At 58.8% G+C, this 13636-nt stretch carries 18 protein-coding genes; 10 read left to right on the top strand and 8 right to left on the bottom strand.

What is annotated here, in order from left to right; genetic code table 11:
- Positions 1 to 1308 (top strand): glycolate oxidase subunit GlcF, encoded by a 1308-nt coding sequence (gene glcF, locus AC07U5_RS11970; protein WP_494723107.1) that lies wholly within the window; start codon positions 1 to 3, stop codon positions 1306 to 1308.
- A gap of 269 nt (positions 1309 to 1577) precedes the next feature.
- Here glcF and AC07U5_RS11965 read toward each other — a convergent pair whose 3' ends face one another.
- Positions 1578 to 2300 carry a L,D-transpeptidase gene (locus AC07U5_RS11965; RefSeq protein WP_130977333.1) on the bottom strand — a complete coding sequence of 241 codons (723 nt, stop codon included), beginning with the start codon at positions 2298 to 2300 and terminating at the stop codon, positions 1578 to 1580.
- Positions 2301 to 2482: 182 nt separating this feature from the next.
- Between AC07U5_RS11965 and AC07U5_RS11960 the strand changes: the two genes are divergently transcribed.
- Both AC07U5_RS11960 and AC07U5_RS11955 read left to right on the top strand, forming a co-directional pair.
- Positions 2483 to 3112 (top strand): DNA-3-methyladenine glycosylase I, encoded by a 630-nt coding sequence (locus tag AC07U5_RS11960; RefSeq protein WP_116493200.1) that lies wholly within the window; start codon positions 2483 to 2485, stop codon positions 3110 to 3112.
- Positions 3109 to 3552 carry a hypothetical protein gene (locus tag AC07U5_RS11955; RefSeq protein WP_062426004.1) on the top strand — a complete coding sequence of 148 codons (444 nt, stop codon included), beginning with the start codon at positions 3109 to 3111 and terminating at the stop codon, positions 3550 to 3552. Before AC07U5_RS11960 ends, AC07U5_RS11955 begins: the two co-directional genes overlap by 4 nt.
- A gap of 5 nt (positions 3553 to 3557) precedes the next feature.
- Here the strand turns inward: AC07U5_RS11955 and AC07U5_RS11950 are convergent, their stop codons facing one another.
- Positions 3558 to 4595, bottom strand: coding sequence for a YeiH family protein (locus AC07U5_RS11950; protein ID WP_494723106.1), 1038 nt, complete (start codon positions 4593 to 4595; stop codon positions 3558 to 3560).
- 82 nt (positions 4596 to 4677) lie between these two features.
- Here AC07U5_RS11950 and AC07U5_RS11945 point away from each other — a divergent pair, with 82 nt between their 5' ends.
- Complete coding sequence (locus AC07U5_RS11945) at positions 4678 to 5592, top strand: LysR family transcriptional regulator (protein ID WP_062426003.1); 915 nt, start codon at positions 4678 to 4680, stop codon at positions 5590 to 5592.
- A gap of 52 nt (positions 5593 to 5644) precedes the next feature.
- Here AC07U5_RS11945 and copM read toward each other — a convergent pair whose 3' ends face one another.
- The 4 genes from copM to AC07U5_RS11925 all read right to left on the bottom strand — a co-directional run bounded on the left by copM (position 5645) and on the right by AC07U5_RS11925 (position 7554).
- A complete protein-coding gene (gene copM, locus AC07U5_RS11940; RefSeq protein WP_111848195.1) occupies positions 5645 to 6019 on the bottom strand; it encodes a CopM family metallochaperone in 375 nt (124 codons plus the stop codon).
- 55 nt (positions 6020 to 6074) lie between these two features.
- On the bottom strand, positions 6075 to 6437 hold the full coding sequence (locus AC07U5_RS11935) for a hypothetical protein (RefSeq protein WP_494723105.1): 363 nt from the start codon (positions 6435 to 6437) through the stop codon (positions 6075 to 6077).
- A gap of 39 nt (positions 6438 to 6476) precedes the next feature.
- A complete protein-coding gene (locus AC07U5_RS11930) occupies positions 6477 to 7241 on the bottom strand; it encodes a hypothetical protein (RefSeq protein ID WP_494723104.1) in 765 nt (254 codons plus the stop codon).
- A gap of 67 nt (positions 7242 to 7308) precedes the next feature.
- The gene (locus AC07U5_RS11925; protein ID WP_062438634.1) at positions 7309 to 7554 is read right to left on the bottom strand and encodes a DUF2798 domain-containing protein; all 246 of its coding nucleotides are present in this window, start codon (positions 7552 to 7554) and stop codon (positions 7309 to 7311) included.
- A 279-nt stretch (positions 7555 to 7833) separates the two neighbouring features.
- On the opposite strand from AC07U5_RS11925, the gene hisS reads away from it, so the two are divergent.
- Genes hisS through AC07U5_RS11900 form a run of 5 tightly spaced genes read left to right on the top strand, consistent with a single transcriptional unit; the run spans position 7834 to position 12011 of the window.
- A complete protein-coding gene (gene hisS / locus AC07U5_RS11920) occupies positions 7834 to 9351 on the top strand; it encodes a histidine--tRNA ligase (protein ID WP_494723103.1) in 1518 nt (505 codons plus the stop codon).
- Between the two features lie 6 nt (positions 9352 to 9357).
- Positions 9358 to 9726 (top strand): VOC family protein, encoded by a 369-nt coding sequence (locus AC07U5_RS11915; protein ID WP_494723102.1) that lies wholly within the window; start codon positions 9358 to 9360, stop codon positions 9724 to 9726.
- Positions 9727 to 9742: 16 nt separating this feature from the next.
- Complete coding sequence (locus AC07U5_RS11910; RefSeq protein ID WP_494723101.1) at positions 9743 to 10864, top strand: ATP phosphoribosyltransferase regulatory subunit; 1122 nt, start codon at positions 9743 to 9745, stop codon at positions 10862 to 10864.
- Entirely contained in the window at positions 10861 to 11559 is a 699-nt protein-coding gene (gene hisG, locus AC07U5_RS11905; RefSeq protein ID WP_062425995.1) for an ATP phosphoribosyltransferase, read from the top strand. The genes AC07U5_RS11910 and hisG overlap by 4 nt, the downstream gene beginning before the upstream one ends.
- Before the next feature lie 44 nt (positions 11560 to 11603).
- The gene (locus AC07U5_RS11900) at positions 11604 to 12011 is read left to right on the top strand and encodes a GFA family protein (protein WP_112955942.1); all 408 of its coding nucleotides are present in this window, start codon (positions 11604 to 11606) and stop codon (positions 12009 to 12011) included.
- 50 nt (positions 12012 to 12061) lie between these two features.
- Here AC07U5_RS11900 and AC07U5_RS11895 read toward each other — a convergent pair whose 3' ends face one another.
- Positions 12062 to 12508, bottom strand: a complete 447-nt coding sequence (locus AC07U5_RS11895) for a DoxX family protein (protein ID WP_111848183.1) — start codon at positions 12506 to 12508, stop codon at positions 12062 to 12064.
- Between the two features lie 210 nt (positions 12509 to 12718).
- On the opposite strand from AC07U5_RS11895, the gene aac(6') reads away from it, so the two are divergent.
- A complete protein-coding gene (gene aac(6'), locus AC07U5_RS11890; RefSeq protein ID WP_494723100.1) occupies positions 12719 to 13171 on the top strand; it encodes an aminoglycoside 6'-N-acetyltransferase in 453 nt (150 codons plus the stop codon).
- Between the two features lie 57 nt (positions 13172 to 13228).
- Here aac(6') and AC07U5_RS11885 read toward each other — a convergent pair whose 3' ends face one another.
- The gene (locus AC07U5_RS11885; RefSeq protein ID WP_494723099.1) at positions 13229 to 13588 is read right to left on the bottom strand and encodes a nuclear transport factor 2 family protein; all 360 of its coding nucleotides are present in this window, start codon (positions 13586 to 13588) and stop codon (positions 13229 to 13231) included.
- Between the last annotated feature and the right edge of the window lie 48 nt (positions 13589 to 13636).

Below are 13636 nucleotides of genomic sequence, written 5' to 3'. Positions count from 1 at the left end.
ATGCAAACCTCCTTCACGCCCGAGCAGTTGGCCGACCCGCAGGTTGCCGAATCCGAAAAGATTCTGCGCAAATGCGTCCATTGCGGTTTCTGCACCGCCACCTGTCCCACCTATGTAACGCTCGGCAATGAGCTCGATAGTCCGCGCGGCCGCATCTATCTCATCAAGGATATGCTGGAAAACGACCGTCCCGCCGACCGCGAGGTGGTCACCCATATCGATCGCTGTCTCTCCTGTCTGGCCTGCACCACGACCTGTCCCTCGGGCGTGGATTACATGCACCTGGTGGATCACGCGCGGGTGCATATAGAGAAGACCTATCGCCGTCCTTTGATGGACCGGCTGATCCGCAGTCTTCTCGCCGCCGTCCTGCCGTATCCCGGCAGGTTCAGGCTCGCATTGAAGCTCGCAAAAATCGGCCAACCACTCGCCCCGCTGTTGCGCAAGGTCTCTGCCTTAAAACCGCTTGCGGCCATGCTCGATCTCGCACCGAACGCCGCTCCGCCGCAGGCAGACCGACCTGCGGTTCACGCATCTGCTGCTGCGAAGCAAGGCCGTGTTGCGATCCTCACCGGCTGTGCGCAGCCGGTTCTCGATCCCGCCATCAACGAGGCGACCATCCGGCTTCTCACCCGTCTCGGTGTCGAGGTTGTCGCTCCAAAGGGCGAGGGATGTTGTGGGGCGCTGGTCCATCACATGGGCCGGGAAGAACAGGCTCTCGCCTTTGCCCGCCGCAACGTCGATGCGTGGATGCGCGAGGTGGAAGATGGCGGGCTGGATGCCATCATCATCACCGCCTCCGGCTGCGGAACGACGATCAAGGATTACGGCCACATGCTGCGGCTCGATCCCGCCTACGCGGAAAAGGCGGAACGGGTCTCGGCGCTGGCGAAAGACATCACCGAATATCTCGCCACGCTGGAGCTACCCGCTCTGGAACGCAACGGGCTATCGGTCGCCTATCACTCCGCCTGTTCCATGCAGCACGGCCAGAAGATTACCATGGCGCCGAAAGTCCTGTTGAAGGCAGCCGGCTTTGTCGTGCGCGATCCGGCGGAAGGCCATCTCTGCTGTGGCTCGGCCGGGACCTATAACATCCTGCAGCCGGAGATCTCCGGCCAGCTGAAGGCGCGAAAGATCAAGAACATCGAGGCGACCAAGGCCGATATCATCGCAACCGGCAATATCGGCTGCATGACGCAGATTGCCACGGGCACGCAGATGCCGATCCTGCACACCGTCGAGTTGCTGGATTGGGCCTATGGCGGTGAAAAGCCAAGAAAGCTTAGAGCGCCGTGCGTCCTTTAGGACGCACAAAGGACGCTCTAACTTTTTGAATCAACGCATCGTGCTTTCCGAAAATCGATTCCGATTTTCGGGCCGATGCTGTAGCCTGAAATAAAAAACGAGCGGTCGAGCCGCTCGTTTCTCATCGGTGGCTGCTAAAAGCGCTACCGTTCCCCCTGGCATCCCCCGCCAAGCTTGTGGAACGCAATCTAGCGTTTCCGCTGGAGGCCGCAAGTATAAGTGTAAAATCGGGGGGCTCCCGACCTCAAACTTATACTTCGGCGTTGCTATCAGATCACAATAACCCTCGTTCCGACTTTCACGCGCTCATAAAGATCGGTCACGTCCTCGTTGCGCATCCGAATGCAGCCGGAGGAATTGTTACTGCCGATGGTCCATGGCTGGTTGGTGCCGTGGATGCGGTAGAGCGTCGAACCCAGATACATGGCGCGCGCACCCATGGGGTTTTCCGGTCCGCCTTCCATGAAGGCCGGAAGATAATGACCCTTCGCGGCTTCGCGTGTGATCATTTCCTTTGGCGGCGTCCAGGTCGGCCATTCCGTCTTGCGGGTGATGGAATGGGTGCCTGCCCATTCGAAGCCCGGCTTGCCGACGCCAACGCCATAACGTCGCGCCTTGCCGCCGTCGAGGACAAGATAGAGCAGCCGGTTCGGCGTATCGATGACGATCGTGCCCGGTGCTTCGCTCGTGTCGTAATTGACGATTTGCGGCAGGAATTGCGGATCGATCCTCAACCGAGGCGCATTCGGTCGGGCGGCCACGACCTGGGGACGCTGCTGCACGTCACGACGTTGGAACAGTGGCTGGCGCTGTGGCGGCTGAGGATAGACGACCGGGCGCACATTGCCACGCCCCAACTGCGTAACCCATGGCGCCGTCAGATCGGGGCTGACGACGATCGGCGGACGCTCGCGATAACGGTCATTGGCCATTGCCGGATTGAGAGCGGCACACACGGCGCTCAACGCTAGAAAGACGGTTCTGATCGACATCGGGTGGACTCTTTTACATGACACCGGAAAATGATTGCCACGTTCGCATGGGCAGACCAGCGAATGGTAAAGAGACGTCGGTCAATTCCGCTATTTTGCTGAAACTTTTCAATAAGGTTAGCAGGCAGTTTTAAAACAGGGTGAATCAATGGTAAGAACCGGGCGGAAAGAGACGGTGCCGCATGAGTGAAGATGGGTTGTTGACGGGCGAGGATGGCAAGGTCCGCTGCTTCTGGCAGCAGGGGCTGGAGGATTACCGCCGCTATCACGATGACGAGTGGGGTTATCCCGTCACCGACGACAAGCGGCTGTTCGAAAAGATCTGTCTCGAAGGCTTCCAGTCCGGTCTTTCGTGGCTGACGATCCTGCGCAAGCGCGAGAGCTTTCGCGCCGCCTTTGCCGGCTTCGATTTCGACAAGGTCGCCAGCTTCGATGACACCGATATAGAACGTTGCCTGGCCGACAAGGGTATCGTGCGTCATCGCGGCAAGATCGTTTCCACCATCAACAATGCCAGGCGTGCAGTTGCCCTTCGCGACGAGTTCGGTTCGCTGGCGCGCTATTTCTGGAGCTTCGAGCCGAAACAGGACGAACGACCTGAGGTCTTCGATTATGCGACTTTGCGTGCCAACCCAACGACACCTGCGTCCACGCGGCTTTCCAAAGATTTGAAGAAGCGCGGCTGGAGTTTCGTCGGGCCGACGACCGTCTATGCTTTCATGCAGGCGATGGGCATGGTCAACGACCATATCGAGGGCTGCCATTGCCGCCCGCGAATAGAAGCGATGCGGCAGGAGTTTGTAAGGCCGTGAAGACATTTTTGAGATGTGCTCTTGCCTGCTTGCTGATCGCGTCCGTTTGCGTGCCAGCCGTTGCCGAACAGCGCAATGTGGACGGCATGTGGCTCGACGATGGGGAACAGTTGAAGGCCGTGGAAATGCCAGCCTCTGGCAATCTCAAGCTGAACGGCTGGACACGCCAGGGCAGGGGTGAGGTTTATCGGCTGAAGGTGAAGGCTGGCGAAACGTTGAAAGTTTCGCTCGCGAGCCGCAGCGAATTCGTCGTCATGGCGATTTTCGATTTCGGCAAGCCGGACGACGATGCGATCTTCTTCAGCGATACCGGAAACAACACCACGGTGCTGACGCCTGCGGCAGACACCGAGTGGCTGATCCGGCCGATCCTGGTGCTGAGTTCGTCACGCCGCGGACTTGGGGCCAATTATACGATCACGGTCGAGCGCCAACCGTAAGCCAATCAACCGGCGATCGCGATCAGCCCGACGGAAAGAGCGCAGAGAAGCAGAAGCGACGCGGTGGCGGCGACGATGACCTTGCCGCCTGCATGGCGCAGAGAGCGGATATCCACCGAAAGACCGAGTGCTGCCATCGACATAATGGTGAGCACATTGGCAAGGCCGCTGATGGGTGCCAGTGCAATGTTCGGGATTAGGCCGAAGGAGCGGGCCATGATCATCAGCACGAAGCCGATGATAAACCAGGGCACCATCCGCTGAAGATCGAGCCGACCGCTCGTACCCCGGCCGTGGATGATCGAAAGCGTGGTGACGACGGGACCCAGCATCAACACCCGGATGAGCTTGACGACGGTGCCTGTCTGAACCGCGACGGCTCCCATGGGCGCGGTCGCGGCCAGAACCTGCGGCACGGCATAAACGGTCATGCCGGCAAACAGGCCGTAATGCACGGCGTCCATGGAGAAAACGCCCGGGATTGCCGGCATGATGATGACGGCGGCAACGCCGAGGACGGCGGTAAAGGCAATGGCAGACGCGACATCCTGCGCCTTCGCGCCGATGGCGGGTGCCGCCGCGGCAATGGCGGAATTTCCGCAGATCGAATTGCCACAGGCAACGAGAATGGCAAGCTTCGGCTCAAGACCGATCGCCCGGCTGATCGCGTAGCTGCCGATGAGCGACAGACCAACGATGATGGCGATGCCGAAGATCAGCAATCCGCCGGCCCCTTTCAGAATCGACAGGCTGAGCGAAGCGCCGAGAAGAACGACGGCGACCTCCAGCAGCGTCTTGGCGCTGAACTTGATCCCAGCTCCAGTTGCTTCTGGCAGACGTGCGAAGCTTCTGAGAAGCACGCCGAACACGATCGCGATCACCAGATCACCAAGCCAGGCATGTCCGGCCAGTCGCACTTGAGCACTCTCTGCAAAAATGGCGGCAAGGCTGATGGCGCCACAGAGCGCAATCCCCGGCACGAAGCGCCATGCGGGAACGCGAAAGAAAGAAAGCGATGAGGTGAGTGAACGGTGATGTGCCATGACTGCCATCATCTTACAGACATCCATTTCATTCCATGAAATAATATGGCATGTTTCATTCGGAAAAATCGAATAATATAAGATGACCTTTGAACAATTAAAGATCTTCGTCGCGGTAGCGGAGCGGCAGCATTTGACACGGGCAGCGGAGGCGCTTGGCCTGACACCTTCCGCCGTCAGTTCGTCGATCAAGACACTTGAGGCCTATTACAATGTCGAGCTGTTTCACCGCGTCGGCCGGGGTATCGAGCTGACGGAAAGCGGTCGGGTGTTTCTGGACGAGGCACGCTCGACCTTGAACCGGGTGCGCAGCGCTGAACTTATTCTCTCGGAGATGGGCGGCCTGACCCGTGGTGAGATCCGTGTCTTTGCCAGCCAGACGATCGCCAGCTACTGGCTCCCGTCTATTCTCATGCAGTTCAAACAGCTTTACCCCGGCGTGACGGTGACACTCGACGTCGGCAACACACGCACGGTCACCGAAGCGGTGCTCAAGGGCGTGGCGGAAATCGGCTTCATCGAAGGCGATATCGATGAGCCGGCGCTCTCGGTTCGTCCCGTCGTATCGGATAAGTTGCTCGTCGTTGTCGGTCCGCTTCATCCATTCTCGGATGGTCGGCAGCTGAAAGCAGAGGATATTCGCTCGACGACTTGGGTTCTGCGCGAGCAGGGCTCGGGCACGCGGTCTGCTTTCGAAGCCGCTCTGAAAGCCATGGGCATGTCTCTGGCTGATTTAAAGGTCACGCTGGAATTGCCATCCAACGAGGCGGTCGTCGCAGCTGCGCGCGCAGGAGGGGCCGCAGCGGTGGTGTCGGCCTCCGTCGCAGCCTTGATGCTTCGTCAAGGACTGCTCACCCGCGTCGGCATCGATTTGCCCGCGCGTCAGTTTGCGCTCCTGATGCACAAGGAACGGCATCCGAGCCGCGCATCGATGGAGCTGGAACGCTTGAGCCGTGAATTCGCCGGTAGCTACAAGGCGGGCCTGACCGGGCTTTGATCGCTTGTTGAAGTGAAGAGGAAGCGCCCGAAGGCACTTCCCCATAGTCTGTTTAGTAGCCCTTTGACTTCAGCCACTCTTTCATCATGGCGATTTCCGCTTCCTGAGCCTTGATCACCTCTTCGGCCAGTTTGCGGATTTCCGGATCCTTGCCATATTGCAACTGGACCTTCGCCATATCGATCGCGCCCTCATGGTGCGGGATCATGCCGCGGACGAAATCGACATCGGCGTTGCCGGTATAGTCCTGCTCCATCGCAGCATGCATCTTCTTGGAAACATCCATGAAGGCCTGCGTCGAGGCGTTCTCCGCGGCCGCCTGTTTGGGCATGCTGTGCCCCGAATGGCCGGAAGCGTCCTGTGCCAGCGTCGGTACGGCAAAAAGGACGCTGATGGCAGCGGCGATGGAAATGGTCTTGATAGACATGGGATATCCTTCCTCTGTCGGAAAATTTCGATTGCATCTGAATGTCGAAATCCGGTCAGGAACGGGGAGGCGGCAGAGGGGGTGCGGGCATGTTGCCGAGCAAGCTTGCCTGCAATGCTGGCAAGGGTGCTGCGTGAGGCGATCGCCCTTTTTCGGCAAAGACGAGGTCTGGAAGTAGAACAAGACAGGCCGCGCAGAATGGCGCGTGCGTCATGCTCTTTTCGTGAGGACAAGGGCTGCCTTGGTTTTCCGGATGGCCAGCGGTTTTGACTATGCCGTGACCGGCGTGCTCGTCCAAAGCAAGGCCGGAAGCAAGCGCCTTGGCCGCCGGCATGGACATATCCATCGCAGCCGTGCCGGGCATGGCGCCATAAAGCAGGCAGGCGAGAAACATCAATGTGCGAACGACAAGGCGCATGCTCACACTCTAGCCTATCAAGCCACGCCAGGAAATGGGTTATCGGAGGTTGCTGGCAACGACTCTGTGAATGATCTGGTAGTCCTTACTCTCTTCGCCGAACGGGGCCACCGGCCAATCCCATTGTTGCGCGATGGTCGGAACCTGCACGCCATGCAGCAGGTCCTCGTGTTGATGCAACTTGCCGGTCTTGTCGACGATGTCGAAGCCGGTATCGGTTAGGAGGCAGACTTTGCAAGGTAGACCGGAAAGACCATCGACATGGGCCTGGATGAGCCGATGGAGCGTATCCTTTGGCATGCCATTCGTCCCATCCTGTTCCATCCGATGGCGCGCGCCGGTGCCGATCTGAGACAGCAGATTGGCTGACACGACGAGGTCCAGATAAGGCACCTGGCGGAGAAAGCTCAACGGTTCGATGTCTATGCCCGCCTTCAACATGTCATAGCCGGAGAGATCGCGGCTATTCAGCACGACATTGCGATACTTCCGCCGATAGAGTGTCGCTCGTACACTGGAAAGATGCACCAGATCGACGAGGACGACTGTGTCGAACGCTGCAGAAAGCTGCCGCCAGGGCACATCCCGCAAAAGGCCAGAGCCAAGGATGACCGCCGTGCGTCGCTGCTTCAATCTCGAGGCTGTCGAAAGAATGAAGCGCTTGCTATTTTCTTCGTGCTCTCTCCAAGCCGTCGCGCATCGATTGGCGCGCGCCCATAGATTGACCGAGTAGCGAATATGCGGACGAAATGCCGGCTCGGTCTTCCAGTAGGTCCCGGCGTAGTTCAAGGCTTCGAGGATCATGTAGGCTTCACTCTGGAGTGCACGGTCTCTGTGCAGGCTCAATGCGCCTGCACAGCCTATCGCAGTATCAACTGCGCTGCGGTTCGACCAGAGCGTTGACGATGCGGCGTACCAGGGGTAGCACCAGAAGCAGCGTCGGGAAGGCCACGAGCCAGGAAAGACCCCAGGCTGGCAGCCAGCGCGCCAGGAAATCCTCGGTAAGGCCGATGGCGCGGATCGTCGCGATGAGAGACACGACGAACGTCATAAGGATGGAGAGCACCATAGGCATGAGAATGGCGCCGTAGCGCGCGGGTAAGCGTGAGAATGTCATGAACATGTCTTTCTAAACGTCGTCTTCAAAAGCGCACCTTGTTCGCGCCCCCAAAGAACGAGGGGGTTAAGGCGCGTTGCTTGACGTTAGACGCTTACGGTCGAAATCGACGACGACCCAACGCTAACATTGCCGCTCTTGCCTTGCAAGCACTCGACAGGCTTGGTCGCCGCTTCAAGTGAGAGAGTTGTGGCAAATCCGCAAGCGCCCGCCCTTGCCGCATAGGGGCTCATACACTAAGACACCCACTTGATTTCAAGAGACAATTGGACTGGCATCATGAGCGAAAAAGCAAAAAAGCCTCAGAAACTGAAAGCCCGCCTGCCGCGCGGCTTCGTGGACCGTTCGGCTGCCGATATCCATGCCACCAATGAGATGATCGATAAGATCCGCAAGGTCTACGAGCTTTACGGTTTCGATCCCGTCGAAACGCCATTGTTTGAATATACCGATGCGCTGGGCAAGTTCCTGCCCGACAGCGACCGGCCGAATGAGGGCGTGTTTTCGCTTCAAGACGATGACGAACAGTGGATGAGCCTGCGCTACGATCTCACAGCGCCGCTTGCCCGTCACGTCGCGGAAAACTTTAACGAGATCCAGCTTCCGTACCGCACCTATCGCGCGGGCTATGTCTTCCGCAATGAGAAGCCCGGCCCCGGCCGCTTCCGTCAATTCATGCAGTTCGACGCCGATACCGTCGGTGCCGCTGGCGTCCAGGCGGATGCCGAAATGTGCATGATGATGGCCGACACGCTGGAAGCACTCGGCATCAAGCGTGGCGACTATGTCATTCGCGTCAACAACCGAAAGGTTCTGGATGGCGTGATGGAAGCCATCGGTCTCGGCGGCGAAGACAATGCCGGTCGGCGTTTGAACGTTCTGCGCGCCATCGACAAGCTCGACAAGTTCGGCCCCGAAGGCGTGAAGCTCCTGCTCGGCCCCGGTCGCAAGGATGAATCCGGCGACTTTACCAAGGGTGCAGGGCTTGACGAGGCGCAGATCGAAAAGGTTCTCTTTTTCGTTGGCATCAAAGATTATGCTGCAAGTGCTGCCGATCTTGCAAAGCTCGTCGCCGGCACCTCGAAGGGCGAGGAAGGCGTCGAGGAACTCAATGTCATCGGTGCGCTCGTCGCGAGTGCCGGTTACGAGGCGGATCGCATCAAGATCGATCCATCGGTCGTGCGCGGCCTCGAATATTACACCGGTCCCGTTTACGAAGCCGAATTGAGTTTCGATGTCACCAACGAAAAGGGCGAGAAGGTTGTCTTCGGCTCGGTCGGTGGCGGTGGCCGTTACGATGGTCTCGTGTCGCGCTTCATGGGCCAGCCTGTTCCCGCAACCGGTTTCTCCATCGGTGTCTCGCGCCTGATGACGGCGTTGAAGAACCTCGGCAAGCTTGGTCAGGCAAAGCCACTCGCGCCTGTTCTCATCACCGTCATGGATGGCGATGTGGAAAGCATGGGCCGCTACCAACGCTTCACTCAGGCGCTGCGGACCGAAGGCATTCGTGCCGAAATGTATCAGGGCAACTGGAAGAAGTTCGGCAATCAGCTGAAATATGCCGATCGCATGGGCGCCCCGATTGCCATCATCCAGGGCGGTGATGAGCGGGCTGAAGGCGTGGTGCAGATCAAGGACCTGATCGAGGGCAAGCGCCTGTCCGACGAGATCGAAGACAATGCGACATGGCGCGAAGCGCGTGTGGCGCAGGACGTCGTAGCCGAGGCTGATCTCGTCGCGAAGGTGAAGGAAATCCTCGAAGCGCAGGCGGAAGATCGACGCCGGGCAGAAGGCTGATCAGCCGTGACCATTCTCCGTCTGGATCACATCCAACTGGCGATCCCGACAGGGGGTGAAGACAAGGGGCGGGCGTTTTATGCTGGCCTTCTCGGTCTCGAAGAGGTCGAGAAGCCTGCCAACCTGGCAGGGCGCGGAGGATGCTGGTTTGTGGCTGGCGATGTTCGGGTGCATCTCGGCGTCGCCGGAGACTTCGTCGCGGCCAGCAAAGCGCATCCTGCCTTTGTGGTCGATGATCTGTCAGAGCTTCGAAAAAGACTTGAAACCGCAGGCTGCCCTGTGGTTGAGGATGAGCCACTGGAAGGGTATGACCGCTTCTATGTGTATGATCCCTTCGGAAACCGCATCGAAATGATGCAACCGCTCGAACCGTGACGAAAAGTACTGCTTCATGCCCCTGATCGACATGCCGGAATTTTCCGGAGAGCTGCTGGACGAGTTTGCGGCGCGCAAGACGATGCGGGTCAATACACCCGTGATTCAGCCTGCTGCGCCGTTCCTAGATATGGCTGGCGAGGATTTGCGCCGTCGTATTTTCCTGACCGAAAGCGAGACCGGCGAAAGCCTGTGTCTGCGGCCGGAGTTTACGATCCCCGTCTGCCTTCGCCATATCGAAACGGCAACCGGCACGCCGAAGCGTTACGCCTATCTGGGCCAAGTGTTTCGTCAGCGCCGCGAAGGTGGAAACGAGTTCTATCAGGCCGGGATCGAAGATCTGGGCGATGGCGATGTCGCCGCCGCCGATGCGCGCGCCATTGGCGACGCTTTCGGCATTCTGAACCGGCTTCTTCCAGGGCAGACGCTTTCTGCTCGTTTGGGGGATCAGAAGGTCTTCGAAGCCGTGATTGCCGCACTCGGTCTGCCGCTTGGCTGGCAGAAGCGTCTGGTGCAAGCCTTTGGCGACACCGCCCAACTCGATGCGCTGCTCGAAAGCCTTGTCAGCCCCAAGCCGATGACCGGGCTCGATGCCCGCGTGGCGGGGCTGCTCGCGACTGGCGAGGAAAAGGTTCTTGTCGAGTATATCGACAGCGTCATGCAGGAGACTGGCTACTCCACCAATGCAAGTCGCGCACCGCAGGAGATTGCGAGACGCCTTCGCGAGAAGCTGGCGCTTGCCGCCACCCGTCTGCCGGATGACAGCTTCCAGTTGCTGAAGCAGTTCCTCAGCCTCCAGGCACCTCTGTCTGAGGCGTCGAAAACGCTCTCGGACTTTGCTGAGAAGGCGAAACTGAAGCTCGGGGCGGCCCTTGCCGATTTCGATGCCCGCGTGGCGGCCCTTGCCAATGGCGGCGTCGATCTTGGTTCAGTCACCTATGGCGCAGCCTTCGGTCGTCCACTGGATTACTATACCGGCCTCGTCTTCGAAATCACGCAAGAGGGTCAAACGGCCGTGCTCGCAGGGGGCGGACGTTTCGACCGGCTGATGACGCTGCTTGGCGCCAAGGACACGATTCCCGCCGTTGGTTTCTCGCTCTGGCTGGACCGCATCGAAGCTGCGAGGACTTCCGCATGACCATCACCATAGCGCTGCCCTCCAAGGGACGCATGAAGGACGACTCCTCGGCCATTCTCGAACGCGCAGGGCTGAAGATCACCGCAATCGGCAGTGACCGCTCCTATCGCGGCCGTGTCGAAGGACGAGACGATATCGAGATCGCCTATCTTTCGGCATCCGAGATCGCCCGTGAGATCGGCAACGGCACTGTCGATTTCGGCGTGACGGGTGAAGATCTCGTGCGCGAAGACTTGAGCAACGTGGACACACGCGTCGAGTTCTGCGCCCGGCTCGGTTTCGGCCATGCGGATGTGGTGGTTGCGGTTCCGGAAATCTGGCTCGACGTGGATAGCATGGCCGATCTCGGCGACGTCGCCTCGGAGTTTCGTGCCCGTCACGGTCGCCGCCTGGCGATCGCCACCAAATATTGGCGCCTGACGCAGCAGTTCTTCTCTCGCCAGCACGGCATTCAACTCTATCGTATCGTCGAAAGCTTAGGCGCCACAGAAGGCGCGCCCGCAGCCGGTCAGGCGGATATCATCGTCGATATCACCTCCACCGGGTCGACGCTGAAGGCGAACCACCTGAAGATCCTGACCGACGGCATCATCTTGAGGTCGGAAGCCTGCTTCGTTCGTGCCCGCAAGGCGGAGCACGAAGGCGATGCTGTCGTTCAGGAGATCGTCTCGCGCGTCAAGACGGCGCTTGGCTGAGGGCATATTTTGTTTATGCTGTTCTCCTTATGAAGGAGAATGTCATGCGCATCACAGGCCAGTGCCACTGCGGCAGCGTTCAATATGAAGCGGAAGCCGATCCGGAGCATGTGGTCATCTGTCACTGCACGGATTGCCAGCGTCTGACGGGTTCGCCCTATCGCGTGACCTTGCGAGCGAAGCGCCAGGATATCAGCCTGACCGGCGCGGAGCCGAAGCTCTACAGGAAGAAGGCGGAAAACGGCAATGTCCGGCTGATGCATTTCTGTGGCGACTGCGGCGCGCCGCTGTTCAGCAGCGCCGAACAGGACAACGGCACCTGGGGCATACGGTGGGGCTCGATCAATGAACGGGCCGAGTTGGAACCGCGTGTGCAGATCTGGGCGCGCTCCAAGGCCGCTTGGGTGGACCATCTCGACGCGATCCCCGCTTTTCCCAAGGAACGAACATAAAGAAAAAACCGCCGGATTGCTCCGACGGCTCATTTTATCCGCTTTGGAATTCAGGCGTGGGCAAGCTTCGGGCCGCGCATCGCGTCGACCGAATAGGCACCGGCACCGAAGGCTCCGAGAAGGATATAGGCGCCAGCCAGCGTGATGTTTTTCATCAGCATGATGCCGTTCAGCGTGTTGATCCAGCCGAGAGCCGCATCCGGCCAGCCGGGAACGGCAACGGTGCCGCTGTGGAAGACAAGACCGGTGAAGACGCAGAATGCAGCCAGTGCGAAGGCGGCAATCTTGGTCTGGAAGCCAACCAGAACGGCAAGGCCGGTGACGAGCTCAAACAAACCGGCAAGGTAAGCAAGAGCGGTTGCCGCAGGCAAGCCAGCGCCGGTTATCATACCGGCCGTGCCGGCAGGGTCCATCAGCTTGCCGAAGCCGGAATAGACGAAAATGAAGGAAAGAAGGATGCGTGCGACGAGCACGAGAGCGTTCTGACTGCTGGACATTTGATGTCTCCGTTGTGAGCTTTCGTTCAAGCCGTTGCGTGAACTCTGGAGACAGTTCTGACGGATTTTTCGAATTGACGAAAGATAAACGCACGGAGACTCTTCGTCTTCAAAAAGTGAACAATCAGCCGGACGCGTTGTGCCGATCGAGCATGGTGATAGACCTCTGCTTATGGAGACGCTGCGAGACAGATGACAAGGGGAGAGAGGATGAAAATCGTTAGAGGCACCTTCGACAATGTTGATTCATGGTCGCGTTTACGCGCGGCGCTCTGGCCGGACGGCTCCGTCGAGCAACACCGCGAGGATGTCATCGAGACCTTTTTACAGGGAGCCGATAGGGCCGTCGCTTTTCTCAGCGAAAGCGAGGAGGGTGAGATCGTCGGTTTTGCCGAAGGCAGTTTGCGCAACGATTATGTCAACGGCTGCAAGACGTCGCCCGTGGCCTTCCTGGAAGGTATCTATGTTCTGCCGTCGCATCGGAAGCAAGGAATCGCGCGGCTGCTTTGTGATGCAGTTGGGGACTGGGGTAAGTCTCAAGGATGCCTGGAGTTTGCCTCCGACGCCCCGCTTGAGAATGAGGTGAGCCGGAAGTTTCACGCCGCTCTCGGTTTTACGGAAACACAACGCGTCGTCTTCTTCCGCAAGGATATCGAGGCCTGATGCAGCCGAAGTTAAACGAGCAATCATAGCCATTTATTGCTGGACGTATGGGTAGGACTACAAGATTCTCGGTTTTCCGATCTTGAACCACGCCTTTGCGATCTTGCCGCGAGCGACCTCGTAGATACAGACAACATCGACTTCGCCACGTCCTTCGGGAAAATTTCGCGTCACGGTCTCGTGGTCGATGACCATGTCTTCGAGAATTATGCGCGATAGCAGTCGCCCATAAAGGTCTGGTTCTTTGAAGCGCGCGATGTGGCGCTCGCGAATTTCGAGAGCGTTGCGCGCCAAGAGCGTCGAGGGAAAAGCAAAGTACTGACAGTCGTCAGCCCACCACCGCATGAATTCATCGATGTCACGGGCATTATAGGCCTCGAGCTGTTTCTGCACCGGAAGTTCGACGGCACTGTTCAAGAGACACCTGTTCCACATGCTTGCATCGGGGCGATGCATTATTCGACG

The sequence above is a fragment of the Agrobacterium sp. GW821-FHT02D03 genome (genome assembly GCF_059421725.1).
This window is presented reverse-complemented; position numbering and strand designations above follow the sequence as displayed.